Annotated in this window: 22 protein-coding genes and 4 tRNA genes; all 26 read left to right on the top strand. The window is 65.0% G+C overall.

Annotated elements, in window-relative coordinates; genetic code table 11:
- Positions 1-4 precede the first annotated feature (4 nt).
- Entirely contained in the window at positions 5-625 is a 621-nt protein-coding gene (locus ACO07K_RS11595) for a TetR/AcrR family transcriptional regulator (protein WP_422036077.1), read from the top strand.
- A gap of 55 nt (positions 626-680) precedes the next feature.
- Positions 681-757: transfer RNA gene (locus ACO07K_RS11590), tRNA-His, on the top strand.
- 32 nt (positions 758-789) lie between these two features.
- Positions 790-2,283 (top strand): NAD(P)H-hydrate dehydratase, encoded by a 1,494-nt coding sequence (locus tag ACO07K_RS11585; RefSeq protein ID WP_422036076.1) that lies wholly within the window; start codon positions 790-792, stop codon positions 2,281-2,283.
- Between the two features lie 89 nt (positions 2,284-2,372).
- Positions 2,373-2,457 (top strand) — tRNA-Leu (locus ACO07K_RS11580).
- Positions 2,458-2,475: 18 nt separating this feature from the next.
- Entirely contained in the window at positions 2,476-3,822 is a 1,347-nt protein-coding gene (tig, locus tag ACO07K_RS11575) for a trigger factor (RefSeq protein WP_422036075.1), read from the top strand.
- Positions 3,823-3,898: 76 nt separating this feature from the next.
- Complete coding sequence (locus tag ACO07K_RS11570) at positions 3,899-4,549, top strand: ATP-dependent Clp protease proteolytic subunit (protein ID WP_422013732.1); 651 nt, start codon at positions 3,899-3,901, stop codon at positions 4,547-4,549.
- Positions 4,550-4,693: 144 nt separating this feature from the next.
- On the top strand, positions 4,694-5,965 hold the full coding sequence (gene clpX / locus ACO07K_RS11565; RefSeq protein ID WP_422013734.1) for an ATP-dependent Clp protease ATP-binding subunit ClpX: 1,272 nt from the start codon (positions 4,694-4,696) through the stop codon (positions 5,963-5,965).
- 176 nt (positions 5,966-6,141) lie between these two features.
- Positions 6,142-8,541 carry an endopeptidase La gene (gene lon / locus ACO07K_RS11560; protein ID WP_422036074.1) on the top strand — a complete coding sequence of 800 codons (2,400 nt, stop codon included), beginning with the start codon at positions 6,142-6,144 and terminating at the stop codon, positions 8,539-8,541.
- A gap of 146 nt (positions 8,542-8,687) precedes the next feature.
- On the top strand, positions 8,688-8,960 hold the full coding sequence (locus ACO07K_RS11555) for an HU family DNA-binding protein (protein ID WP_422036073.1): 273 nt from the start codon (positions 8,688-8,690) through the stop codon (positions 8,958-8,960).
- 34 nt (positions 8,961-8,994) lie between these two features.
- Positions 8,995-9,069 (top strand) — tRNA-Val (locus ACO07K_RS11550).
- Positions 9,070-9,099: 30 nt separating this feature from the next.
- A complete protein-coding gene (locus ACO07K_RS11545; RefSeq protein WP_422036072.1) occupies positions 9,100-11,127 on the top strand; it encodes a DUF3857 domain-containing protein in 2,028 nt (675 codons plus the stop codon).
- A 323-nt stretch (positions 11,128-11,450) separates the two neighbouring features.
- A tRNA-Asp gene (locus ACO07K_RS11540) sits at positions 11,451-11,527 on the top strand.
- A 45-nt stretch (positions 11,528-11,572) separates the two neighbouring features.
- The gene (locus tag ACO07K_RS11535) at positions 11,573-11,938 is read left to right on the top strand and encodes an NADH-quinone oxidoreductase subunit A (protein ID WP_068198877.1); all 366 of its coding nucleotides are present in this window, start codon (positions 11,573-11,575) and stop codon (positions 11,936-11,938) included.
- A complete protein-coding gene (locus ACO07K_RS11530) occupies positions 11,929-12,462 on the top strand; it encodes a NuoB/complex I 20 kDa subunit family protein (RefSeq protein ID WP_422036071.1) in 534 nt (177 codons plus the stop codon). The genes ACO07K_RS11535 and ACO07K_RS11530 overlap by 10 nt, the downstream gene beginning before the upstream one ends.
- Entirely contained in the window at positions 12,462-13,103 is a 642-nt protein-coding gene (locus tag ACO07K_RS11525; protein WP_422036070.1) for an NADH-quinone oxidoreductase subunit C, read from the top strand. The genes ACO07K_RS11530 and ACO07K_RS11525 overlap by 1 nt, the downstream gene beginning before the upstream one ends.
- Before the next feature lies 1 nt (position 13,104).
- Positions 13,105-14,289, top strand: coding sequence for an NADH-quinone oxidoreductase subunit D (locus ACO07K_RS11520; protein ID WP_422036069.1), 1,185 nt, complete (start codon positions 13,105-13,107; stop codon positions 14,287-14,289).
- Between the two features lie 11 nt (positions 14,290-14,300).
- Entirely contained in the window at positions 14,301-14,882 is a 582-nt protein-coding gene (locus tag ACO07K_RS11515; protein ID WP_422036068.1) for a complex I 24 kDa subunit family protein, read from the top strand.
- Between the two features lie 3 nt (positions 14,883-14,885).
- Entirely contained in the window at positions 14,886-16,169 is a 1,284-nt protein-coding gene (gene nuoF, locus ACO07K_RS11510) for an NADH-quinone oxidoreductase subunit NuoF (RefSeq protein ID WP_422036067.1), read from the top strand.
- 19 nt (positions 16,170-16,188) lie between these two features.
- Positions 16,189-18,237, top strand: a complete 2,049-nt coding sequence (gene nuoG / locus ACO07K_RS11505; RefSeq protein ID WP_422036066.1) for an NADH-quinone oxidoreductase subunit NuoG — start codon at positions 16,189-16,191, stop codon at positions 18,235-18,237.
- A gap of 15 nt (positions 18,238-18,252) precedes the next feature.
- Positions 18,253-19,278 (top strand): NADH-quinone oxidoreductase subunit NuoH, encoded by a 1,026-nt coding sequence (gene nuoH, locus ACO07K_RS11500; RefSeq protein WP_324504805.1) that lies wholly within the window; start codon positions 18,253-18,255, stop codon positions 19,276-19,278.
- A gap of 12 nt (positions 19,279-19,290) precedes the next feature.
- Positions 19,291-19,779, top strand: a complete 489-nt coding sequence (gene nuoI / locus ACO07K_RS11495) for an NADH-quinone oxidoreductase subunit NuoI (RefSeq protein WP_298308953.1) — start codon at positions 19,291-19,293, stop codon at positions 19,777-19,779.
- A 24-nt stretch (positions 19,780-19,803) separates the two neighbouring features.
- Entirely contained in the window at positions 19,804-20,418 is a 615-nt protein-coding gene (locus ACO07K_RS11490; protein ID WP_422036065.1) for an NADH-quinone oxidoreductase subunit J, read from the top strand.
- Complete coding sequence (nuoK, locus tag ACO07K_RS11485) at positions 20,418-20,726, top strand: NADH-quinone oxidoreductase subunit NuoK (RefSeq protein ID WP_422013753.1); 309 nt, start codon at positions 20,418-20,420, stop codon at positions 20,724-20,726. Before ACO07K_RS11490 ends, nuoK begins: the two co-directional genes overlap by 1 nt.
- A gap of 12 nt (positions 20,727-20,738) precedes the next feature.
- The gene (gene nuoL / locus ACO07K_RS11480) at positions 20,739-22,706 is read left to right on the top strand and encodes an NADH-quinone oxidoreductase subunit L (protein ID WP_422036063.1); all 1,968 of its coding nucleotides are present in this window, start codon (positions 20,739-20,741) and stop codon (positions 22,704-22,706) included.
- A gap of 8 nt (positions 22,707-22,714) precedes the next feature.
- Complete coding sequence (locus tag ACO07K_RS11475; protein WP_422036062.1) at positions 22,715-24,229, top strand: NADH-quinone oxidoreductase subunit M; 1,515 nt, start codon at positions 22,715-22,717, stop codon at positions 24,227-24,229.
- Between the two features lie 19 nt (positions 24,230-24,248).
- A complete protein-coding gene (nuoN, locus tag ACO07K_RS11470) occupies positions 24,249-25,691 on the top strand; it encodes an NADH-quinone oxidoreductase subunit NuoN (protein ID WP_422036061.1) in 1,443 nt (480 codons plus the stop codon).
- Position 25,692: the final 1 nt, after the last annotated feature.

Here is a 25,692-nt window from a genome sequence, read left to right as displayed (position 1 = left end):
AGGGGTGCCTGCCGCATCCTCGACGCCCGAGCTCAAGGACGGTCGAAGACTGCGAAGCGCCCGCACGCGCCAGCTCATCATCGATGCCTACCTGGCCCTGCTCCGCGAGAGGCCGCAGATACCCACAGCCGCTTCTATCGCACAGCGCGCCGGCTACTCGGTGCGATCGGTCTTCGAACGCTTCCCGGACCTGCACGCCTTGCGAGTTGCGGCGACCGACGAGGCGCTGCTCAGGGCCTCGGCCCAGGTGGCCGCTCAGCCGACGAACGGGACGCGCATGCAGCGGCTGGAAATCCATGTCGAGACGCGCGGTCGCACCTGCGAGGAATGGCTGCCCCTGTGGCGAGCCCTCAATGCCAACCAGGGCGAATCGCCGGAACTGAAGGCGCGCATCCGTGTCATTCGCGAAATGGTGATGCGGCGCATCGAGGAGATCTATGCGCCGGAACTGGCGACCCTGACGCCACGCGAGCGCCGCCAGACGGTGCTCGCGATCGAGGCCCTGGTCGATTTCGAGAGTTGGGCACGTCTGCGCGGCCCGTTCGAACTGTCGTTCGAGGGGGCTTGCGCCGTGTGGATACATGCCATCGATCGACTCCTGCCCAAGACGTCTGCTGATTGTTGACGCTCCGGCCGCTGGAGCGTAGGAAGGCGCGCTTCGTCGGGAGCGATCCGCGATGGCGGCCGTAGCTCAGTTGGTTAGAGCGCCAGATTGTGATTCTGGATGTCGCCGGTTCAATTCCGGTCGGCCGCCCCAATCGCCCCCGTTCCATGCCGCCAAGGCCTGACGTGAACGATCTCATTCCCAACGACGCACTTGCGCTTCTCGGCTGCGGGCAGATGGCGAAGGCCGATGCCTTTGCCATCGCGGCCGGTGTTTCCGGACCGACTCTCATGGAGGCCGCCGGACAGTCGGTGGCCGTCGCCGTCATGGAGCGCCATGCACGTCGTCCCGTCATCGTGCTCTGCGGACCGGGCAACAATGGCGGCGACGGCTTCGTCGCGGCCCGGCATCTGCAGGCGGCGGGCTGGCCCGTACGCGTGATTCTCTTTGGCGAGGTCGAGGGCCTCAAGGGCGATGCCGCCTGGGCCGCCGGGACCTGGACGGGGCCGGTCGAGCGCTGGTCGCCGGCGCTGCTGGAAGGCGCCGCCCTGGTGATCGACGCCATCTTCGGGGCGGGCCTGAGCCGTCCCGTCGATGGAGAGATTGCCGCCGCGATCGACCTGGTGAGCGAGCGTAGCCTGCCCGTGGTCGCCATCGACGTGCCGAGCGGCCTCCATGGCGACACGGGAGAGATCCTCGGCCGCGCCTTTCGGGCAGAATCGACCGTGTCTTTCTTTCGCGCCAAGCCGGGCCACTATTCGGTCGAGGGGCTGCGCCGTTGCGGGGCTCTCCGCATCGTCGACATCGGCATTCCCGCGGCCGCGTTGGACTCGATCGGGCCCCGGGCCTGGCTCAATGCGCCGGCCCTGTGGGCGCACCTGCTGCGCCGCGAGGACATCGGCGACCACAAGTATGCGCGGGGCCATCTCACCATCCTGGCCGGGCCCCATGCCACGGGCGCGGCGCGGCTGGCGGCGTTGGCCGCGCGCCGGGTCGGGGCCGGACTGGTGACGATCGCGGGTTTCCGCTCGACGATGACGGCCTATCAGGCGGCCGAGCCCGGAAATCTCGTCGTCGAGGCCGACGATGGCCCGATGTTCGCCCGTCTGCTGGAAGACGAGCGGCGGAATGCGGTGCTGATCGGTCCGGGATCGGGCGTGATCGAGCGAACGAAGGACGCCGTCCTCGCAGCGCTCGACGCCCGGCGCCGGGTGGTGCTGGATGCCGACGCTATCACCGTCTTCTCCGGCGATCCCGATCTCCTGTTCGGCCGCATCGCAGGGCCGACGGTGCTGACGCCGCATGAGGGCGAATTCAGGCGGCTGTTCCCCGACCTGGGCGGCCAGACTGGCAAGCTGGAGCGGGTGAGGCAGGCGGCGGCGCGGAGCGGAGCGACCGTCCTGCTCAAGGGGCCCGATACCGTGATCGCCGAGCCGGATGGCCGCGCGGTGATCAACGTCCATGCCTCGCCGGCGCTGGCGACGGCCGGATCGGGCGACGTGCTCTCGGGGCTCATCGGCGGACTTCTGGCCCAGGGACTCACGCCTTTCGCCGCGGCCTCTGCTGCTGCCTGGCTGCATGGGGAATGTGCGCTGCAGTTCGGCCATCCCGGCCTGATCGCCGAGGATTTACCCGTGCAATTGCCGAGTGTTCTCCACTCCCTGTCGTCCTTTAATTGACCGTTCATCGGGGTCGGGCTAAGAGGCCCGCGATTCGGCCTTCGCGGCACGCCCCGATGGCTCAGGATGTCGTTTGGGCAAAGCTTCGGGCGGGCGTGGTGGAATTGGTAGACACGCGAGATTTAGGTTCTCGTGCCGCAAGGCGTGGGGGTTCAAGTCCCTCCGCCCGCACCAGGAAATGGAAGTGAGACAATGCAAGTTACGGAACTCTCGGCCGAAGGCCTGAAGCACCAGTTCAAGATCGTCGTCCCCGCGAGCGACCTCTCGGCGAAGATCGACGAGCGCCTGGCCGAAATGGCGAAGACGGCGGCCCTGCCGGGCTTCCGTCCCGGCAAGGTGCCGGTCAGCCTCCTCAAGAAGCAGTATGGGCAGGCGCTGTTCGGCGAAGCCGTCGAGGCGGCCGTCAACACCAGCACGGCGAAGGCGATCGAGGATCGCGGCCTGAAGCCGGCGTTGCAGCCGCGCGTCGACCTGAAGCAGCTGGAAGAGGGCAAGGACGTCGAGTTCGAGGTCGTGGTCGAGGTGCTGCCGGAAATCGGCAAGCTCGACTTCTCGGGCATCGAGCTCGAGCGGCTGAAGGCGGAAGTGCCGGAGAAGGACATCGACGAGGCGCTGGAGCGCATCGCCAAGGCGAACCGCGAGCAGAAGCCCGTGGATCCGCCGCGTCCGGCGCAGAAGGACGATGCGATCAAGCTCGACTTCGTGGGATCGGTCGACGGTGTCGAATTCCCCGGCGGCGCGGCCAGCGACTACACGCTGGAACTCGGCTCGGGCTCGTTCATCCCCGGCTTCGAGGATCAGCTGATGGGCGCCGAGGTCGGCAAGACGGTCGACGTCAAGGTGACCTTCCCGGCCGAGTACGGCGCGCCCGAACTCGCCGGCAAGGACGCGGTGTTCAAGTGCACGATCAAGGAAATCCACGAGTTCGTCGACAAGCCGGCGGATGACGAGCTGGCGAAGAAGAGCAACTTCGAGAACCTGGAGGCCATGCGCAAGGCGATCGGCGAGCGCATCGGGCAGGACTACAACCAGATCTCGCGCACGATGATCAAGCGCCAGCTCCTCGACAAGCTTGCGGAAACCCACAAGTTCGACGTGCCGGAAGGCCTCGTCGAGAGCGAGTTCAACGCGATCTGGCAGCGCATCGAGGAAGCCAAGGCGAAGGGCGAGAAGCTCGAGGGCGACGAGGAGAAGATGCGCAAGGAGTACCGCGACATCGCGGAGCGCCGCGTGCGTCTCGGCCTGCTGCTGGCCGATATCGGCCGTTCCAACAGCATCGACGTGACCCCCGAGGAGCTCAACCAGGCGGTGATGCGCGAGGCCATGCGCTATCAGGGCCAGGAGCGCCAGGTCCTGGAGTTCTTCAGCAAGAATGCCGAGGCGAAGGACCAGCTGCGGGCGCCGATCTTCGAGGAGAAGACGGTCGACTTCATCCTGGAGCTGGCCAAGGTTTCCGAGAAGTCGGTTACTCCCGAGGAACTGCTCAAGGCTGCACGCGAGGCGGAAAACGACGAGCCTGCGGAAGCGGCGGCGACCTGATCCGGAGCCGGTGGCCTTGAATGGGGCCACCGGCGCTGCCACTTTCCCGTAGCACTGTCACTCAAGGGGGCCCGCGATGATTCGCGACCGCGATCCGCTGGAAGTCTACAACAACTACTACGTGCCGATGGTGGTCGAGCAATCGGCGCGCGGCGAACGCGGCTACGACATCTGGTCGAGGTTGCTGAAGGAACGGATCATCTTCCTGAACGGTCCGGTCGAGGACCATGTGGCTGGCGTGCTCTGCGCCCAGCTGCTGTACCTCGAAGCCGAGAATCCGACCAAGGACATCTCGTTCTACATCAACTCGCCCGGTGGCGTGGTGACGTCCGGCATGGCGATCTACGACACCATGCGCTACATCCGCCCGCACATCTCGACCCTGGTCTATGGCCAGGCGGCGTCGATGGGCTCGCTCCTGCTGACCGCGGGCGAGAAGGGCAAGCGCTTCGCGCTGCCGAACGCCCGGATCATGATCCATCAGCCCTCGGGCGGCGCCCAGGGCCAGGCCACGGACATCGAAATCCATGCCCGCGAGATCCTTGCGACCCGGGCCCGGCTTAACCAAATGTACGTGGAACATACCGGCAAGCCGCTCGAGGTGATCGAGCTTGCCATGGAGCGCGACAAGTTCTTCGCGCCTCTGGAAGCCAAGGAGTTCGGCCTTATCGACGACGTCCTCGAGAAGCGGCCGACCCCCACGACCATCCAGGCGGCTGCCTCCTGAGGGGCAGCAGCGACCAATTGTTTCCCGTTCGCACGGCGACACACCATATTTTGATGTTGTCGCCGTCCGGGCGGCACGTTTAACATAGGCTTGTGTGCGGGCCCGCAGGTCGTAGGGCCCCCCAAGCGGAGGTGCGTTACCGACATGCCAGCCGCCAAATCCGGGGGTGATTCCCGCAACACCCTGTATTGCAGCTTCTGCGGCAAGAGCCAGCATGAAGTCCGCAAGCTCATTGCCGGTCCGACCGTGTTCATCTGCGATGAATGCGTCGAACTCTGCATGGACATCATCAGGGAAGAGAGCAAGACGACTCTCGTCAAGTCGAAGGATGGCGTGCCGTCTCCAAAGGAGATCCGGCAGATCCTCGACGATTACGTCATCGGGCAGGACCGCGCCAAGCGCATCCTTTCCGTCGCCGTGCACAATCATTACAAACGATTGAGCCACGGCGGCAAGGCGAACGAAGTCGAGATCGCCAAGTCCAACATCATGCTGATCGGGCCGACCGGCTGCGGCAAAACGCTGCTCGCCCAGACCCTGGCGCGCATGCTGGACGTGCCGTTCACGATGGCCGACGCCACGACGCTCACCGAAGCCGGCTATGTCGGCGAGGACGTCGAGAACATCATCCTGAAGCTGCTGCAGGCGGCCGACTACAATGTCGAGCGGGCGCAGCGCGGCATCGTCTATATCGACGAGGTCGATAAGATCAGCCGCAAGTCCGACAATCCCTCGATCACCCGCGACGTGTCGGGCGAGGGCGTGCAGCAGGCGCTGCTGAAGATCATGGAGGGCACCGTGGCCTCCGTGCCGCCGCAGGGCGGGCGCAAGCATCCGCAGCAGGAGTTCCTGCAGGTCGACACGACGAACATCCTGTTCATCTGCGGCGGCGCCTTCGCCGGCCTCGACAAGCTCATCTCGATGCGCCGCCAGGGCACGTCGATCGGCTTCGGCGCGGAAGTGCGCGGGCCTGAGGATCGCCGTACCGGTGAAATCCTGAAGGATCTCGAGCCCGAGGACCTGCTGCGCTACGGCCTGATCCCCGAGTTCGTGGGCCGATTGCCGGTCGTGGCGACGCTCGAGGACCTGGACGAGGTTGCGCTGATCGAGATCCTGACCCGGCCGAAGAACGCACTGATCAAGCAGTATCAGCGCCTCTTCGACATGGAGAACGTGAAGCTCAAATTCTCCGACGATGCCCTGCGCGCGGTCGCCCAGAAGGCGATCCTGCGCAAGACCGGCGCCCGCGGGCTCCGGTCCATCATGGAGACCGTCCTGCTCGACACCATGTACGACCTGCCGTCGCTCGACGGCGTCGAGGAAGTGGTGATCAATCGGGAAGTCATTGAGGGTCGCGCCCAGCCGCTTTATGTGCATGGCGAGCGCAAAGAAGGCGTTGCGGCTGCTCCGGCCTGAGTTTTGCAGCGTCGGCGGCAACCGTCGCCGGCGGTCTCCCCCGACGGGGCTTGAACAACCCTTCGTTCAGGCCAATCTCTGATAGCGAGTGCGCGCGTTCGCGTGCCGTGGATTGCCCCGAGAGGGATCCCCGGCCGAGGCACGGGTAGCTCTAACAGCGTACGTTGCGAGGCATCATGAACGCCCCCATTCAAGGAACCGTCTATCCCGTCCTGCCGCTGCGCGACATCGTCGTGTTTCCCGGCATGATCGTGCCGCTCTTCGTCGGTCGCGAGAAGAGCGTAAAGGCCCTCGAAGAGGTCATGAAGGACGACAAGCAGATTTTGCTGATCGCCCAGAAGAACGCGAGCCAGGACGATCCGGGCCCCGAGGACATCTACACGATCGGCACGCTCGGCACGGTGCTGCAGCTGCTCAAGTTGCCCGACGACACCGTCAAGGTGCTGGTCGAGGGCGGTCGTCGCGTGAAGATCACCGGCTACAACGATCGCGCCGATTTCTTCGAGGCGCGCGCCGTCGACATGGAAGAATCGACCGGCGACAGTGCGGAAATGCAGGCGGCTGCCCGCACCGTAGTCTCGGAGTTCGAGAACTACGTGAAGCTGAACAAGAAGGTGCCGCCGGAAGTCGTGGTCTCGATCAACAAGATCGAGGAGCCGGCCAAGCTCGCCGACACCATCTCCGCGCACCTGGCGCTCAAGGTCGCCGAGAAGCAGCAGCTGCTCGAGCTCGATTCGGTCTCGAAGCGCCTGGAGCGTATCCTCGGCCTCATGGAGGGCGAGATCGGCGTCCTGCAGGTCGAGAAGAAGATCCGCAATCGCGTGAAGCGTCAGATGGAGAAGACGCAGCGCGAGTACTATCTGAACGAGCAGATGAAGGCGATCCAGAAGGAGCTTGGCGAGACCGAGGACGGTCGCGACGAGGTCTCCGAGCTGGAGAAGCGCATCAAGAAGACACGCCTCAGCAAGGAAGCGCGGGAGAAGGCCAACGCCGAGCTGAAGAAGCTCAGGACGATGAGCCCGATGTCGGCCGAGGCGACGGTGGTGCGCAACTACCTCGACTGGCTGCTGTCGATTCCGTGGCGCAAGCCGACCAAGATCATCAAGGATCTGAAGTACGCCGAGGAGATTCTCAACGCCGACCATCACGGCCTCGAGAAGGTGAAGGAACGTATCCTCGAGTATCTCGCGGTGCAGCAGCGCGTGAACAAGATGAAGGGCCCGATCCTGTGCCTCGTCGGTCCGCCCGGCGTCGGCAAGACCTCGCTCGGCAAGTCGATCGCCAAGGCGACGGGTCGCAACTTCGTTCGCATGTCGCTGGGCGGCGTGCGCGACGAGGCGGAGATCCGCGGCCATCGCCGGACCTATATCGGCTCGCTGCCGGGTAAGGTCATCCAGAGCATGAAGAAGGCGAAGTCGTCGAACCCGCTCTTCCTGCTCGACGAGATCGACAAGCTCGGTGCCGATTTCCGCGGTGATCCGTCGTCGGCGCTGCTCGAGGTCCTCGACCCCGAGCAGAACACGTCGTTCAACGACCACTATCTCGAGATCGACTACGACCTGTCGGACGTGATGTTCATCACCACGGCCAACTCGCTGCGGATGGCGCAGCCGCTGCTGGACCGCATGGAGATCATCCGCCTCGCCGGCTACACCGAGGACGAGAAGGTCGCGATCACGCGCAAGCACCTGATCCCCAAGCAGGTCGAGGCGAACGGTCTCAAGGAGAGCGAGATCGACATCCACGACGACGCGGTGCGCGACCTCGTGCGCTACTACACGCGCGAGGCGGGCGTCCGTAACTTGGAGCGCGAGATCGCCAACCTGGCCCGCAAGGCCACCAAGGAAATCCTCATGAAGGGGACGACCAAGGTGAAGATCGGCCCCAAGAACCTGGAGAAGTACGCCGGCGTCCGGCGCTTCCGGTTCGGCGAGGCCGAGCTCGAGGATCTGGTCGGCATCACGACGGGCCTGGCGTGGACCGAGGTTGGCGGCGAACTGCTGCAGATCGAGGCCGTGCTGGTTCCCGGAAGGGGCCGCATGAGCGTCACCGGCAAGCTGGGTGACGTGATGCAGGAGTCGGTGCAGGCGGCCAACGCGTATGTCCGGTCGCGTGCCCATATGTTCGGCATCAAGTCGAGCATCTTCGAGAAGCGCGACATCCACATCCACGTGCCGGAGGGCGCGACGCCGAAGGACGGACCGTCCGCCGGCGTGGCGATGGTCACCTCCATCGTGTCGGCGCTAACCGGCATCGCGGTGCGCAAGGAAGTGGCCATGACCGGCGAGATCAGCCTCCGCGGGCGGGTCATGCCGATCGGCGGCCTGAAAGAGAAGCTCCTGGCGGCCCTGCGCGGCGGTCTCAAGACCGTGCTCATTCCCAAGGAGAATGAGCGCGATCTGCCGGAGATCCCCGACAACGTGAAGAAGGGACTGGAGATCGTCCCGGTCTCGACGGTGGACGAGGTTCTGGCCCGGGCGCTGGTCAAGCCGGTGGTCGCCATCGAGTGGGTGAACGATCTCGACGCGGTGGCGGCGAAGCCGGCCGAGCCGACAGAGGCTGCCCGCGCCCACTGAGGGCCGTCCTCGACAACGAAGCGAAGCCCCGGTTCATCCGGGGCTTCGTCGTTTTGGCCCAAATGATGCGATCCGTATCGGCAGCGCTACAAAATATGGTATAAGCGCCTTGAGACCCGAGTTGCCGGACCATGGAGAGGCTCGCCGTGAACAAGCACGATCTGATCGCAGCCGTCGCCGCTTCGACGAACCTTTCCAAGACGGACGCCGCAAACGCCATCGATTCGATTCTCACGGTGATCACCAAATCGCTGAAGAAGAAGGAAAAGGTCCTGCTGGTCGGGTTCGGCACCTTTCAGGTGACCAAGCGGCAGGCGGGCGAGGGGCGCAATCCCCAGACCGGCGAGAAGATCAAGATCCCGGCGGCCATCGTGCCGCGCTTCAAGGCCAGCAAGGCTCTCAAGGACGCGATCAACTAGGCTTTTCCCAGCCCGCTGTGCTAGGAGCGACGGCGGGCGATTAGCTCAGCGGTAGAGCATTCCCTTTACACGGGACTGGTCGGCGGTTCGATCCCGTCATCGCCCACCAACTGCCATGGCCGATCCGGGGGAGCGCGGCGTGACGCAGATCGAAGGCGTGCCTGCAGCACCCCAGGCCGCGGTGCGCTGCGAGCCGGTGCCAACCTGGGTCGAGTGCGCGCCCTACGCCGTTCCGGCAGACCCGAGCGCGTCGCGATTCATCGATAATGGTCTCTGCCGGCTTCTGTCCGAGAGCCAGGTGAATCTGTGCCCCCTCGAGCGACAATGGCACTTCCGGCGCGTCCAGAAGGTTCTCACCCGCGCCGGCGCCGAACGCGTCTCGCATTTCGGGGTGGAGTTCGACCCTGCCTACGAGCGGGTGGCCATTCATCACGTGCGCATCTTCCGCGACGGGCAAATCATAGAACATGCGCATGCCGACGCGTTCCAGACGTTCCGGCGTGAAGCAAATCTCGAAATGCTGATCCTCAACGGGCGGCTGACGGCCTCGTTGTTGATTCCCGACGTGCGGGTTGGCGACATCGTCGAGACCGCGCTGACGGTCACCGGCAGCAATCCGGCGCTGAAGGGAAAATTTGCCGGCTGGGTGGTCTTCGATGACGTCGAGCCATTCTACCAGTGCCGCCACCGTCAGCTTCGCCCGGTCGACCGTCCCGTCGCCAGCAGAGCGTTCAACGATCCGCCAGGAGAAGCGATCACCGTGGCGGATGGGGTCGTCGACGCTCGCTGGTGCCTGGAAGATGGCGCGCGCCACGAGGTCGAGGAGTATGCGGTGCCTTGGCATCTCCATGCGCCGACCCTCCAGTTCAGCGAATTTCCGGCGTGGTCGGACGTGTCGTGCCTGTTCGCCCCTTACTATGAAACCGCCGAGATTCCCGAGGGACTGGCCCGTGAGATCGACCAACTGGCCACACGGTATCCCGACCCGGCAGATCGCGCCGTCGAATGGCTCCGCTTCGTACAGCGGGAGCTTCGCTATTTCGCCCTGTCTTTCGGCGAAGGCGGCCTCATGCCGCGCGGGCTGGCGGCGATCTGGTCGAGCCGTTTCGGCGACTGCAAGGACGCCGCCCAGCTCTATGTCGCGGGTGCACGCCGCCTGGAACTGGAGGCCTGCGCCGCGCTCACCTCGACGACGTACGGCATCGCGCTGCCGGATTTCCTGGCGGCGTCGGACCTGTTCAACCACTGCATCGTGCGGCTGCGCCTGAACGGGACGAGCTACTGGCTCGATCCCACCTGTCCCGAACAAACCGGCCGGCTGGCAAAGCTCAGTCAGGTTCATTTCGGCTGGGCACTGCCGCTCTCGGGCGATGCCGACGCGCTGGAGCAGATTGGGCCCGGCGAGCCGGCGCCGCAGGTCAATGTCGAGGACGAAGTCGAGGTCGGGCCCAAGCCCGATTCCCCGGCGAGGCTGACAAGGCAGGTCGAGTATTATTCGCGGGCCGCCGATGATGCGCGTCACAGGTTCGCGAACGGGGGCTCCGCCGATTACGCGAACGATCGGCTGAAGGAGGTCCAGGCCTTCTGGCCGCGCGCCCGTCAAACCGGTGCGATCGAGGTCCAGGATGACCGTCCGGACAACTGCCTGACCGTGATCCTGAGATACGATGTTCCCGATTGCTGGAGGGCGGACGGGAAGCGGCTCGCCTTCCAGATTTGCGACCTCGTGGTGGCAAGCGAACTGGGGACTCTCAAGTCGGCGGAGCGAGAGGGCGCCATTATCCTCGGACGGCCGCGGCAGGTGGCCCATCGCACTACCCTCAAGATGCCGCGCAGGTGGACCGGCGACGGATGGCATCGTGGAGAAGAGGGCGAGGGCCTCTCCTTCCTCAACCGCCTGCGGATCGAGGGCCACACGCTCGTCAACGAGCGGGCCATCACCGTATCGAGCTGGACGATGCCCGCCGCCGGCGCCGCGGACTACATGCGTGTCGTCGAGGCGATGCACACCAACATCCTCAACATCTGGGCCCGAAAGCGCTTCGGGAGGATCGCCCCGATCGCAGCGGGTCGCTTCGGCTTCAAATTCGATTTCGGCAAGGCTTGGCTGATCTGGGTCGGGATCATGGTCGTGGCGGCGATCCTGAAAGCCTACAGCCAGAAATAATCCGCAGCTCCGTGCGCCCTCGCGAAGTCCTCGGCAGTGGGCGCTCGACGGTGGCAGGTCGGTGAAGGCGGAGAATCGGGCGAAAGCCAAGCGGGCCAGTGTTTTACCGTGCGCGCCCGCACGGCAGATCGCGGTCGGCGGATCGATCGAAGGCATGCGAATCAATCGCAATCGTGAGTTCGCGTTCGCAAACTGCGATGTCGCCAGGTGGCATGCGGAAATTCTCTGAAAAATCCGGCACTTACACACGCGTTCGCGGCTGCGGTATGCTTGACACCCAGTAGGGGCTCCTATATTTCTCCGCGCGCCGTTTGGGGCTGAAAGCGGGCGTAGTTCAGTTGGTTAGAATGCCGGCCTGTCACGCCGGAGGTCGCGGGTTCGAGTCCCGTCGCTCGCGCCAGCCCAAACACTGGCAGCCCATAATAAACGGGCGCAAGGGGTGGCGATGGAAGCTCTTCTGCGGGAATACCTGCCAATCCTGATCTTCCTCGGACTAGCCTTCGGGCTGGTCTGCGCCATGCTCGGCGGGTCATACCTGATTGCCCGCCAGAATCCGAACTCGGAGAAGCTGTCGCCGTTCGAGTGCGGATTCGCACCGTTCGACGATGCACGCGGACAGTTCGACGTCCGCTTCTACCTCGTCGCGATTCTCTTCATCATCTTCGATCTCGAGGTCGCGTTCCTGTTTCCGTGGGCGGTGGCGCTGGGGGATATCGGCCTCTTCGGCTTCTGGTCGATGATGTTGTTCCTCGGCGTGCTCACGGTGGGCTTCATCTACGAGTGGCGTAAGGGAGCCCTGGAATGGGAGTGATCACTCCGGCCAAACCCAACACGGCGGCCGAAGCGGCGCTGTCGCGGGCGCTGAACGACGAGCTGGCCGACAAGGGCTTCGTCGTGGCCCAGCTCGACAAGCTGGTCACCTGGGCGCGCACCGGCTCGATGTGGGGGCTGACCTTCGGTCTGGCTTGCTGCGGCGTCGAGATGATCCACTGCTGGATGAGCCGCTACGATCTCGATCGCTTCGGCTTCGCGCCGATGCCGAGCCCGCGCGCCGCGGACGTGATGATCGTGGCCGGCACGCTGACCAACAAGATGGCTCCCGCGTTGCGCAAGGTCTACGACCAGATGGCCGAGCCGCGCTACGTGATCTCGATGGGGTCGTGCGCCAATGGCGGCGGCTACTATCACTACAGCTATTCCGTCGTGCGCGGCTGCGATCGCATCGTGCCGGTCGACGTCTATGTGCCGGGCTGTCCGCCGACCGCCGAGGCGCTGCTCTACGGCGTGCTGCAGCTCCAGAAGAAGGTCCGTCGTACGGGCACGCTGGTGCGCTGATGAGCGAGGCTCTCAAGGAACTTGGCGACCACATCGTCCAGGCGCGGGCGGACGTGGTGTCGAACACCGAAATCCGACTCGGCGAACTGATGCTCGAAACGTCGCCGGAGAAGGTGATCGCGCTTCTCACCTACCTGCGCGACGACCCGAAGTGCCTGTTCACGCAGCTGATCGACATCTGCGGCGTCGACTGGCCGGAGCGCGAGAAGCGCTTCGACGTCGTCTACAATCTGCTCAGCGTCAAAAACAACCAGCGCATCCGCGTGAAGCTGAAGACGGACGAGACGACGCCTGTGCCGTCCGCGGCTTCGGTCTACAGCTCGGCCGGCTGGTTCGAGCGCGAGACTTACGATCTTTACGGCGTATGGTTCTCGGACCACCCGGATCTGCGCCGCATCCTCACCGACTACGGGTTCGAGGGCCATCCGCTGCGCAAGGATTTCCCGCTGACGGGCTTCGTCGAGCTGCGCTGGGACGATGTCCAGAAGCGCGTGGTCTACGAACCGGTGAAGCTCGCCCAGGAATTCCGCCGCTTCGACTTCCTCAGCCCCTGGGAAGGCGCGCCCAAGGTTCTTCCGGGCGACGAGAAGGCCCAGGAGACGGCCGCGGCACCAGCGGCGGCTCCGGCGAAGGCGAACTGACATGTCCGACGTCGAAATCAAGACACTGACCATGAACTTCGGGCCGCAGCATCCGGCGGCCCACGGCGTGCTGCGTCTCGTCGTCGAGATGGACGGCGAGATCGTCGAGCGCTGCGATCCGCACATCGGGCTGCTGCATCGCGGCACCGAGAAGCTGATCGAGTACAAGAGCTACCTGCAGGCGGTCCCGTACTTCGACCGGCTCGACTACGTCTCGCCGATGAACCAGGAGCATGCCTACGCGCTCGCGGTCGAGAAGCTGCTGGGCATCGAGGCGCCGGAGCGCGGCCAGTACATCCGCGTGCTGTTCTCCGAGATCACGCGCATCCTCAACCATCTGCTGAACGTCACGACCTTCGCGATGGACGTCGGCGCGCTCACACCGCCGCTCTGGGGCTTCGAGCAGCGCGAGCTGCTGATGGAATATTACGAGCAGGTGAGTGGCTCGCGCATGCATGCGGCCTACTTCCGGCCGGGTGGCGTCCACCAGGACCTGCCGGCGGGCATGCTCGATTCGATGGAAGGATGGATCAAGCAGTTCTATCCGTTCATGAAGGACGTCGAGAGCCTGCTGAACGACAACCGCATCTTCCGTCAGCGGACGGTCGACATCGGCGTGGTTTCGGCCGATCAGGCGCTCGACTGGGGCTTCTCCGGGCCGCTGATCCGCGCTTCGGGCCTGCCCTGGGACCTGCGCAAGTCGCAGCCCTACGACGTCTACGACCGCATGGATTTCGACATCCCGGTCGGCAAGACCGGCGACTGCTATGCGCGCTACCTCGTGCGCATCGAGGAAATGTACCAGAGCGCCCGCATCATGGAGCAGTGCATCGCCGCACTTCGCAAGGTCGGCGGGCCGGTGCGGGTCGACGACCGCAAGATTTCGCCGCCACGCCGCGGCGAGATGAAGGGCTCGATGGAAGCGCTGATCCATCACTTCAAGCTCTACACCGAGGGCTACAAGGTGCCCGCCGGCGAGACCTACACGGCGGTCGAGGCGCCCAAGGGCGAATTCGGCGTCTACCTGGTGTCCGACGGCACCAACAAGCCGTATCGCTGCAAGATCCGCGCTCCCGGATTCCCGCACCTGCAGGCGCTCGAAATGATGACCAAGGGACACCAGCTCGCCGACATGTCGGCGAACATCGGCTCGCTCGACATCGTGTTCGGCGAGATCGACCGCTAGGAGACGATGCGATGGCGATGATCACCGCCGACCCGAAGGACGTCCCGCAGGTCGCGAGCTTTTCCTTCACGCCCGAATACATGGCGAAGGTCGAGGAGCAGATTGCCCATTACCCGCCGGGCCGTCAGGCGAGCGCCGTCATCGCGGTGCTGGACCTGGCTCAGCGCCAGCAGGGCTGGCTGCCGCGCGCGGCGATGAACGAGGTGGCGCGTATCCTCGATATGGCGCCGATCCGCGTCTACGAGATCGCGACCTTTTATACGATGTTCCAGCTGCGCCCGAAGGGTAAGTACCTGCTGCAGGTCTGCACCACGACGCCGTGCTGGCTGCGCGGTTCAGATGCCGTGATGAAGGCCTGCCAGCATGCTGCCGACGGCGAGACGTTCAGCGTGCAGGAGGTCGAGTGCCTCGGCGGCTGCGTCAATGCGCCGGTCGTGCAGGTGAACGACGATTTCTACGAGGACCTCGACGAGGCTTCGATGAACAAGGTGCTCGATGCGCTGCGGCGCGGCGAGACACCGAGGCCCGGACCGCAGGTGGACCGCCAGACGTCGGCGCCCGAGGGCGGCCTGACAACGCTGAAGGGCGAATAGACGATGCTCGGCGACAAGGACCGCATCTTCACCAATCTCTACGGCGTCCAGGACTGGGGCCTGGCCGGCGCGCGCGCCCGTGGCGCCTGGGACAATACCAAGGCGATCCTCGACAAGGGCGTCGACTGGATCATCGACGAGATGAAGAAGTCGGGCCTGCGTGGTCGCGGTGGCGCCGGCTTCCCGACCGGCATGAAGTGGTCCTTCATGCCCAAGGAAGTGAAGGACCGGCCGCACTATCTCGTCGTCAATGCCGACGAGTCGGAGCCCGGCACCTGCAAGGACCGCGACATCATGCGTCACGATCCGCACCTGCTGATCGAGGGTTGCCTCGTCGCGGGCTTCGCGATGCGTGCCCATGCCGGCTACATCTACGTGCGCGGCGAGTTCTACAACGAGGCCCAGCACCTGATCGCCGCGATCAAGGAGGCCTATGACGCGGGCCTGCTCGGCAAGAACGCCTGCGGCTCGGGCTGGGATTTCGACCTCTACGTCCATCGCGGCGCCGGCGCCTATATCTGCGGTGAGGAGACCGCGCTGCTCGAGAGCCTCGAGGGCAAGAAGGGCATGCCGCGGCTGAAGCCGCCGTTCCCGGCGGGCGCCGGCCTCTATGGCTGCCCGACCACGGTGAACAACGTCGAGTCGATCGCCGTTGCGCCGACCATCCTGCGCCGCGGCGCGGCCTGGTTTGCGGGCATCGGCCGGCCCAACAACACCGGCACCAAGCTCTTCTGCATCTCCGGTCACGTGAACCGGCCGTGCAACGTGGAAGAGGAGATGGGCATCCCGCTGCGCGAGCTGATCGAGCGCCACTGCGGCGGCGTGCGCGGCGGTTGGGACAATCTGCTGGCGGTGATTCCGGGCGGCGCGTCGGTGCCGCTGCTGCCCAAGGCGATCTGCGACACGGTCCTGATGGACTTCGACTCGCTGCGCGACCAGCGTTCCGGCCTCGGCACCGCGGCGGTCATCGTCATGGACAAGTCGACCGACGTGGTGAAGGCGATCGCGCGGCTCAGCTACTTCTACAAGCACGAGAGCTGCGGCCAGTGCACGCCGTGCCGCGAGGGCACCGGCTGGATGTGGCGCGTCATGGAACGCATGGTCACGGGCAATGCGCGGCTCGAGGAGATCGACGCGCTCGAGGATGTCACCAAGCAGGTGGAAGGCCACACGATCTGCGCGCTGGGCGACGCGGCGGCGTGGCCGATCCAGGGCCTGATCCGGCATTTCCGGCCCGAGATGGAGCGCCGCATCCGCGCGCGCACCGAAAAACTGGCAGCCGAGTAGGCGGGGCGGGGAGCAGGCAATGCCCAAGGTCAAGATCGACGGCGTCGAAATCGAGGTGCCGGCCGGCATCACCGTGCTGCAGGCCTGCGAGCTGGCGGGCGTCGAGATTCCGCGCTTCTGCTATCACGACCGCCTGTCGATCGCCGGCAACTGCCGCATGTGCCTCGTCGAGGTGAAGCCCGGCCCGCCCAAGCCGCAGGCGAGCTGCGCGCTTCCCGTGGCCGACAAGCAGGAAATCTTCACCCAGACCCCGACCGTGCAGAAGGCGCGCAAGGGCGTGATGGAATTCCTGCTGATCAACCATCCGCTCGATTGCCCGATCTGCGACCAGGGCGGCGAGTGCGACCTGCAGGACCAGGCGATGGCCTACGGTTTCGACCGCAGCCGCTATCACGAGAACAAGCGCGCGGTTCCGGACAAGGAACTGGGTCCGCTCGTGAAGACGTCGATGAACCGCTGCATCCATTGCACGCGCTGCATCCGCTTCGCGACCGAGGTCGCGGGTGTCGAGGAGCTGGGGGCGACGGGCCGCGGCGAGAGCATGGAAGTCACGACCTATGTCGAACATGCTCTGTCGACGGAGCTGGCGGGCAACCTGGTCGATCTCTGCCCGGTGGGCGCGCTCACCTCCAAGCCCTACGCTTTCGAAGCGCGTCCCTGGGAGCTGACGAAGACCGAGTCGGTCGACGTGCTAGACGCGCTGGGCTCCAACATCCGCATCGACTCGCGCGGCGCGCAGGTCATGCGCGTGCTGCCGCGCCTCAACGACGACGTGAACGAGGAGTGGATCTCCGACAAGACGCGCCACGCGATCGACGGGCTTCGTCATCAGCGGCTCGACCGGCCCTATGTCCGCATCAAGGGCAAGCTGGTCCAGGCGACCTGGGATGAGGCGTTCGCCGCCATCGCCGCCAAGCTGAAAGGTCTGGACGGAAGCAAGATCGCGGCGATCGTCGGCGACCAGTGCGACGCCGAGTCGATGGTGGCGCTGAAGGATCTCATGGCGTCGCTGGGCTCGCCCAACGTCGACTGCCGCCAGGACGGCGCCAAGATCGATGGCCCGCGCGGCAGCTATATCTTCAATGCCGGCGTCCGCGGCATCGACCAGGCGGATGCCATCCTGCTGATCGGCACCAACCCGCGCACCGAGGCGCCGGTTCTCAATGCCCGAATCCGCAAGCGCTATCTCCACGGCAAGTGCCCGGTCGCCAGCATCGGCACCGCGGAAGACCTGACCTATCCGGTCGAGCGGCTGGGCGCCGGCCCCGCAACGTTGCGGGAACTGGTCGACGGCAAGCTCGGCTTCTTCGAGAAGCTCAAGGACGCGAAGCATCCGCTGATCGTCGTCGGCATGGGCGCGCTCGCCCGCGAGGACGGCGCCGCGGTGTTGGCGCTGGCGTACGAGCTCGCCGGCAAGCTGAACGCGGTGCGCGACGACTGGAACGGCTTTGCCGTGCTGCATACGGCGGCGGCGCGCGTCGGCGGCCTCGACCTCGGCCTGGTGCCGGGCGAGGGCGGTCGCGACGTCGCGGGTATCCTCGATGGCTGCCAGAAGAAGGAGATCGACGCGGTCTTCCTGCTCGCCGCCGACGAGATCGACACGACCAAGCTCGGCAAGGCCTTCGTGATCTACCAGGGCCATCACGGCGACGCCGGCGCCCATCGCGCCGACGTGATCCTGCCGGGTGCGGCCTATACAGAGAAGCCCGGTATCTACGTGAACACCGAAGGCCGCGTTCAGGTCGGCCGGCGCGCCGGCTATCCGCCGGGCGACGCCCGCGAGGACTGGGCGATCCTGCGCGCGCTCTCGGAGCGGCTGGGCAAGACGCTGCCCTACGACACGGTTCATCAGGTCCGCGCGCGGCTCGTGGCCGTGAACAAGATCTTCGCGGCGATCGACCAGCAGGCGCCGGGCGCCTGGGGGCCGGTCGGCAAGCCGGGCGCGACCTCGGATGCACCGCTGAAGTCGGCGGTGCCGAACTTCTACATGACCTGTCCGATCAGCCGCGCGTCGAAGACCATGGCCGACTGCATGGCCTCGCGGGCGCATCTCATGGCGGCGGAGTAGGGCATGTACGCCGATCTGATCAGCTTCTTCACGACCAACTGGCTGGGCATGGCGATCGTCATGCTGGCGCAGTGCCTCGCCGTGACCGTGCCGCTGCTCGTGTCCGTGGCCTACATGACCTATGTCGACCGCAAGGTCTGGGCCTCGATCCAGCTGCGCCGCGGGCCCAATGTGGTCGGTCCGTTCGGTCTGCTGCAGCCCTTCGCCGACGGCCTGAAGCTGGTGCTCAAGGAGACGATCGTCCCGTCGAGCGCCAACGGCGTCCTGTTCATCATCGCACCGATGATCGCCTTCATGACGGCCCTGGTCGCCTGGGCGGTGGTGCCGTTCGACGACGGCTGGGTCATCGCCGACATCAACGTCGGCATCCTCTATCTCTTCGCCATCTCGTCGCTGGGCGTCTACGGCATCATCATCGCGGGCTGGGCCTCGAACTCGAAATACGCCTTCCTGGGCGCGCTGCGCTCGGCAGCGCAGATGGTGTCCTACGAGGTCTCGATCGGTTTCGTGCTGATCACCGTCCTGCTCTGCGTCGGCTCGCTCAACCTGTCGCACGTCGTGCTGGCCCAGTCCGGCTGGTTCTGGAACTGGTTCTGGCTGCCGCTGCTGCCGATGTTCGTGATCTTCTTCATCTCGGCACTCGCCGAGACGAACCGAACGCCGTTCGACCTGCCGATGTCGGAGGCCGAGCTGGTGGCGGGCTTCCACACCGAATACTCGGCCATGACCTTCGGCCTGTTCTTCCTCGGCGAATACGCCAACATGATCCTGCTCTCGGCCCTGGGCGCGGTCCTGTTCCTGGGCGGCTGGCACTCGCCGATCCCCTATGCGCCGTTCACCCTGGTGCCGGGCGTCGTCTGGTTCGCCCTCAAGATCGCCTTCCTGCTGTTCATCTTCAGCTGGACCAAGGGCACCCTGCCTCGCTACCGCTACGACCAGCTGATGCGGCTGGGCTGGAAAGTGTTCCTGCCCGTGTCGCTGGGCTGGGTCGTCCTCACCGCTGCCGTCCTGACGTTCGGCGGCTGGCTGCCGAAGCCCTAGGAGCAATCGCCAATGGCTTCCCTCGACCGTACCGCGCGCGCCTTCCTGCTCACCGAGCTGCTGGCGGGCTTTGCCCTCACCCTGAAGTATATGTTCAAGCCGAAGGTGACGGTGAACTACCCCTACGAAAAGGGCCCGCTCAGCCCGCGCTTCCGCGGCGAGCACGCCCTGCGACGCTATCCCAACGGCGAGGAGCGCTGCATCGCGTGCAAGCTGTGCGAGGCGATCTGCCCGGCGCAGGCGATCACCATCGAAGCCGAGCCGCGCGACGACGGCAGCCGCCGCACGACGCGCTACGACATCGACATGACCAAGTGCATCTATTGCGGCTTCTGCCAGGAGGCCTGCCCGGTCGACGCGATCGTGGAGGGGCCGAACTTCGAGTTCTCGACCGAGACGCGCGAGGAACTCATGTACAACAAGGACAAGCTGCTCGCGAACGGCGACCGTTGGGAGACCCTGATCGCGGCGAACCTCCACTCCGAAGCGGCGTATCGCTGAGCCGGGCGGGGGGAGAGACAGATCATGATACTCCAGGCCCTGGCCTTCTACGTCTTCGCCGCGATCACCGTGGCTGCGGCCGCCATGGTCGTGGTCTCGCGCAATCCCGTCTATTCGGTGCTGTTCCTGATCCTGGCGTTCTTCAACGCCGCCGGGCTGTTCCTGCTGATCGGCGCCGAATTCATCGCGATGATCCTGGTCATCGTCTATGTCGGCGCGGTCGCGGTGCTCTTCCTCTTCGTGGTGATGATGCTCGACATCAACCTCACGGAGCTGCGTGAGGGCTTCCTCGATTACTTCCCGGTGGGGGCGCTGATCGGCGCGGTGCTGTTCGCCGAGCTGCTGCTCGGCGTCGGTATCATCGGCGCCGGCTCGACGACGATCACGGGCCTGAATGCGCATGGCGCCCAGGTGATGGCGATCGACAATACGCGCGCCATCGGGCGGGTGCTCTACACCCAGTACTTCTACCTCTTCCAGGTGGCGGGTCTGGTGCTGCTGGTCGCCATGATCGGCGCCATCGTGCTCACCCTGCGAAGCCGGCCGGGCGTTCGCCGCCAGAAGGCGGGTGAGCAGATCAACCGCACCAAGGAACAGTCGATCTCGGTGGTCAAAGTGCCGACCCGGGGAGGGGTGTGATGACGATCGGGCTGGGCCACTACCTCACGGTTGCCGCCGTGCTGTTCACGATGGGCATCCTCGGCATCTTCCTGAACCGCAAGAACGTCATCGTCATCCTGATGTGCGTCGAGCTGATGCTGCTCGCGGTGAACATCAACCTGGTGGCCTTCTCGGTCTTCCAGGGCAATGTCGTCGGGCAGGTCTTCGCCCTGCTGGTGCTGACCGTGGCCGCCGCCGAGGCGGCGATCGGATTGGCGATCCTGGTGGTCTACTTCCGGAACCGCGGAACCATCGAAGTCGAAGACATCAACGCGATGAAGGGCTAGGGCGCACTCATCATGGATCTCGCCATCAAGCTCATCGTCTTCCTGCCGCTGGTCGCGGCGGCGATCGCCGGCCTCTTCTGCCGTGTGATCGGCGCACGTCCCGCGCAGGTCATCACCAGCGCGGCCCTGCTGATCGCGGCGGCCCTCTCGATCTTCGTGTTCGTCAAGATCGGCTTCGGCACGGAGAAGCTGATCGTCGTGAAGCTCTTCTCCTGGATGGAATCCGGGACCCTCGACATTGCCTGGGCGCTGCGTGTCGACACGCTGACCGCCGTCATGCTGATCGTGGTCACCGTCGTGTCGTCGATGGTGCATGTCTATTCCATCGGCTACATGGCGGACGATCCCAGCATCCCGCGCTTCATGTCCTACCTCAGCCTGTTCACGTTCTTCATGCTGATGCTGGTGACGTCGGACAACCTCGTACAGCTGTTCTTCGGCTGGGAGGGAGTGGGCCTCGCATCCTATCTGCTGATCGGTTTCTGGTACGACAAGCCGTCGGCCAACAACGCCGCGATGAAGGCGTTCATCGTGAACCGGGTCGGCGACTTCGGCTTTGCGCTGGGTATCGCTGCCGTCTGGATGCTGTCCGGCTCGGTCGGCTTCGAGGAGATCTTCGCCAAGGCGCCGCAGATGGCGCAGATGCGCATCCAGTTCCTCGGCATGGATCTGCCGGCGCTGGAGACCGCCTGCCTGCTGCTGTTCATCGGCGCCATGGGCAAGTCGGCCCAGCTCGGCCTGCACACCTGGCTGCCGGACGCCATGGAAGGCCCGACGCCGGTGTCGGCGCTGATCCATGCCGCCACGATGGTGACGGCCGGCGTGTTCATGGTGTGCCGCCTGTCGCCGCTGTTCGAGCTGGCGCCCACCGTGTCGATGATCGTCACCATCGTCGGTGCTGCGACCGCGTTCTTTGCCGCGACCGTCGGCATGACCCAGTTCGACATCAAGCGGGTCGTCGCTTATTCGACCTGCAGCCAGCTCGGCTACATGTTCTTCGCGTGCGGCGTCGGCGGTTACTCGGCCGCCATGTTCCATCTCACCACGCATGCCTTCTTCAAGGCGCTGCTGTTCCTGGGGTCGGGGTCGGTGATCAACTGTCTCCACCATGAGCAGGACATGCGTAAGATGGGCGGCGTGAAGGCGAAGGCGCCGCAGACCTTCCTCCTGATGTGGGTCGGCACCCTGGCGCTGTCGGGCATCGGTATTCCGTTCATCTTCGGCACCGGGCTGGGCTTCGCCGGCTTCTATTCCAAGGACATCATGCTGGAATCGGCCTTCGGCGTGCACACGACGGTCGGCGTCATCGCCTACTGGCTGGGCGTGATCGCGGCCTTGATGACAGCGTTCTATTCGACCCGCCTGATGTTCATGACCTTCTACGGCAAGTACCGCGGCGACCATCACACCTGGGATCATGCCCACGAATCGCCGGTGGTCATGCTGATCCCGCTGTATGTGCTGGGCATCGGCGCGGCATTCTCGGGCCTGGTCGGCTACGACTGGTTCGTCGGCCATGACTGGAGTGCCTTCTGGGGCAACTCCTTGGCCGTCAAGGCCACGGAAGAGGTGCTTCATCACGCGCACGAAGTGCCGGTGTGGGTGAAGCTCGCGCCGCTGGTCTTCGCGCTCGTCGGCATCGCCATCGCATACTATTTCTACATCGTGCGAACCGACATGCCGGCGCGCACCGTGAAGCGGTTCCCGGGCCTGCACGCCCTGTTCTACAACAAGTGGTACTTCGACGAACTCTACGATGCGGTGTTCGTGAAGCCCTCGCTGGCCATCGGCCGCTTCCTCTGGAAGAAGGGCGACGGTGCCACGATCGACGGGCTCGGCCCCGACAATGTCGCGGCGCGTGCGCAGGACATGGCGGGCATTCTGATGCGCTTCCAGAGCGGCTATCTCTATCACTACGCGTTCGTGATGCTGGTCGGCGTAGCCGGCCTGGTCACCTATTTCATGCTGTCGGCGAGGTAAGGCCCCCGATGTCGAGCTGGCCTATCCTTTCCCTCATCACGTTCCTGCCTCTGGTGGGAGCGCTGTTCTGCCTGATCGTCAACGGCCCGAAAGAGGCCGTCGACCGAAACTGCCGCAGCGTGGCGATCGTCACCACGACGGCAACCTTCCTGATCTCGCTGCTTCTGTGGATCCAATTCGATCCCACGAAGGCGGGCTTCCAGTTCGAGGAGAAGGTCGCCTGGGTGCCGGCCCTCAATATCGGCTATCACGCCGGTATCGACGGCATCTCGCTGTTCTTCGTCCTGCTGTCGACCCTGTTGACGCCGATCTGCATCCTGGCGAGCTGGGAGTCGGTCAAGGTTCGCGTCAAGGAATACATGATCGCGTTCCTCGTGCTCGAGACCTTCATGGTCGGCATGTTCTGCGCGCTCGATCTGGCGCTGTTCTACATCTTCTTCGAAGGCGTCCTCATCCCGATGTTCCTGATCATCGGCGTGTGGGGCGGCAAGCGGCGCGTCTACGCGGCCTTCAAGTTCTTCCTCTACACGCTGCTCGGCTCGGTGCTGATGCTGCTGGCGATTATTGCCGTGTACGGGCAGGTGGGCACGACCGACCTGCCGACGGTGATGGAGAAGCTCGACCTGCCGTTCACCTGGCAGTGCTGGCTGTGGCTGGCCTTCTTCGCCTCGTTCGCGGTGAAGGTGCCGATGTGGCCGGTCCATACCTGGCTGCCGGACGCCCACGTCGAGGCGCCGACCGCGGGCTCCGTCATCCTGGCCGGCGTGCTGCTGAAGATGGGCGGCTACGGCTTCCTGCGCTTCTCGATCCCGCTGTTCCCCGAGGCGACGCAGTATTTCGCGCCGATGGTCTTCGGGCTCTCCATCGTGGCCGTGATCTACACCTCGCTGGTCGCGCTGGTGCAGGAGGACATGAAGAAGCTGATCGCCTATTCGTCCGTCGCCCATATGGGCTTCGTGACGATCGGCGCCTTCGTCATGAACATGCAGGGCGTGCAGGGCTCGATCTTCCAGATGCTGAGCCACGGCATCGTGTCGGCCGCGCTCTTCCTCTGCGTCGGCGTGGTCTACGACCGCATGCATACCCGCGAGATCGCTGCCTATGGCGGCCTCGTGCATCGCATGCCGCGCTACGCCTTCACCTTCCTGTTCTTCACCTTGGCGAGTGTCGGTCTGCCCGGCCTGTCGGGCTTCGTCGGTGAGTTCCTGGTCCTGCTGGGTGCCTTCAAGGCCAATACCTGGGTGGCGTTCCTGGCCGCGACCAGCCTCATCCTGGGCGCCGCCTACGCGCTCTGGCTCTATCGCAAGATCGTCTTCGGCGAGCTGACCAAGGACTCGCTGAAGGGCATCCTCGACATGAACGGCCGCGAGATCGCGATCTTCCTGCCGCTGGTGCTGCTCACGATCTGGATGGGCGTCTATCCCAATTCCTTCCTCGACCCGATGGCGCCGGCCGTGGACAAGCTGATCGGCGACTATCAGGCGGCTTTGAAGCTCGCCCGCACCGCGGCGCTGGTACCGTGAGCGGCCGGGAGTAATGAACATGATCGTCGGTCTCGAATCCTGGACCCTGGCCCGCCCGGAAATCTTCCTCGCGGCGGCCACCGCACTCCTGCTCATCTACGGCGTCGTCCGGGGTGAAATCGCCACGCCGTTCGTCTCGGTGGCGACCTCGGTCGCCCTGCTGGTGACGGCGGCGCTGCTGTTCCTGCCGTATCGCGAGGGGACGGCGTTTTCTTCCCTGTTCATCGTCGACCGCTTGACCGCGACCATGAAGGTCATGGTGCTGGTGGGCTCCGCCATCGCCATCCTGATGTCGCGCGCTTATTTCGAGCAGGCCAAGGCCTGGAGGTTCGAGTATCCGATCCTGGTCGCCCTGGCGACGCTCGGCATGATGCTGATGATCTCGGCCAACGACCTGATGGCGCTGTATGTCGGCCTCGAGCTGCAGTCGCTGGCTCTCTACGTCATCGCCTCGTTCCAGCGCGACAGCGTCCGGTCGACCGAAGCCGGCGTAAAGTACTTCGTCCTGGGCTCGGTCGCCTCGGGCATGCTGCTGTTTGGCTCGTCGCTCATCTACGGCTTCTGCGGCGGCACGGCGTTCGTGCAGATTTCGGGCGCGCTGGCCGACGGCCGCGCGACGGAAATCGGGGTGATCATCGGCCTGGTGTTCGTGGTCGCCGGTCTGGCCTTCAAGGTTTCGGCCGTGCCGTTCCACATGTGGACGCCGGACGTCTACGAGGGCGCACCGACGCCCGTTACGGCCCTGTTTGCCGTGGCGCCGAAGATCGCCGCCCTGTCGCTGCTGGTGTCGGTCCTGATGGGCCCGTTCAAGCCGCTGTTCGCGCAGTGGCAGCAGATCATCGTCGTGGCCTCGGTGCTCTCGATGGCGCTGGGCGCGTTCGCGGCGCTGCGCCAGCAGAACATCAAGCGTCTGATGGCCTATTCCTCGATCGGCAACGTCGGCTACATCCTGCTGGGCGTCGCCAGCGGCACGGAAATCGGCATCCAGGCTGTGGTCTTCTATCTCGCCATCTACCTGGTCATGACCTTGGGCGTCTTCGCCACCATCCTGATGATGAAGCGCCGCAACATCATGGTCGAGCAGGTCTCCGATCTCGCCGGCCTCGCGCGCAGCCAGCCGATGATGGCGCTGGGCATGCTGATCTTCATGTTCTCGCTGGCGGGCATTCCGCCGCTCGCGGGCTTCTGGGGCAAGCTCTACATCTTCATGGCCGCCGTCGAGGCCAAGCTGTTCGTGCCCGCCGTGCTGGGCGTGCTCGCCTCCGTGGTGGCGTCGTACTACTACCTGCGTATCGTGAAGGTGATGTACTTCGACGAGCCGGCCGAGGCGATCGACCGGCCGGCGTTCGGCGTCAACCGCGTGGTGGCGCTGGCAGCGGCGTTCCTGATCGCGATCTTCTCCCTGGTTCCCCAGCCCCTCAGCCTGATCGCCGAAGCGGCGGCCAAGGGTCTGTTCCAGTGAC

Origin of the sequence: Reyranella sp. (genome assembly GCF_965228225.1) — a bacterium.
In the GTDB taxonomy this organism is placed as follows: domain Bacteria; phylum Pseudomonadota; class Alphaproteobacteria; order Reyranellales; family Reyranellaceae; genus Reyranella.
The sequence above is the reverse complement of the archived record's forward strand: the minus strand, read 5'-3'. Positions and strand labels throughout refer to the sequence as shown.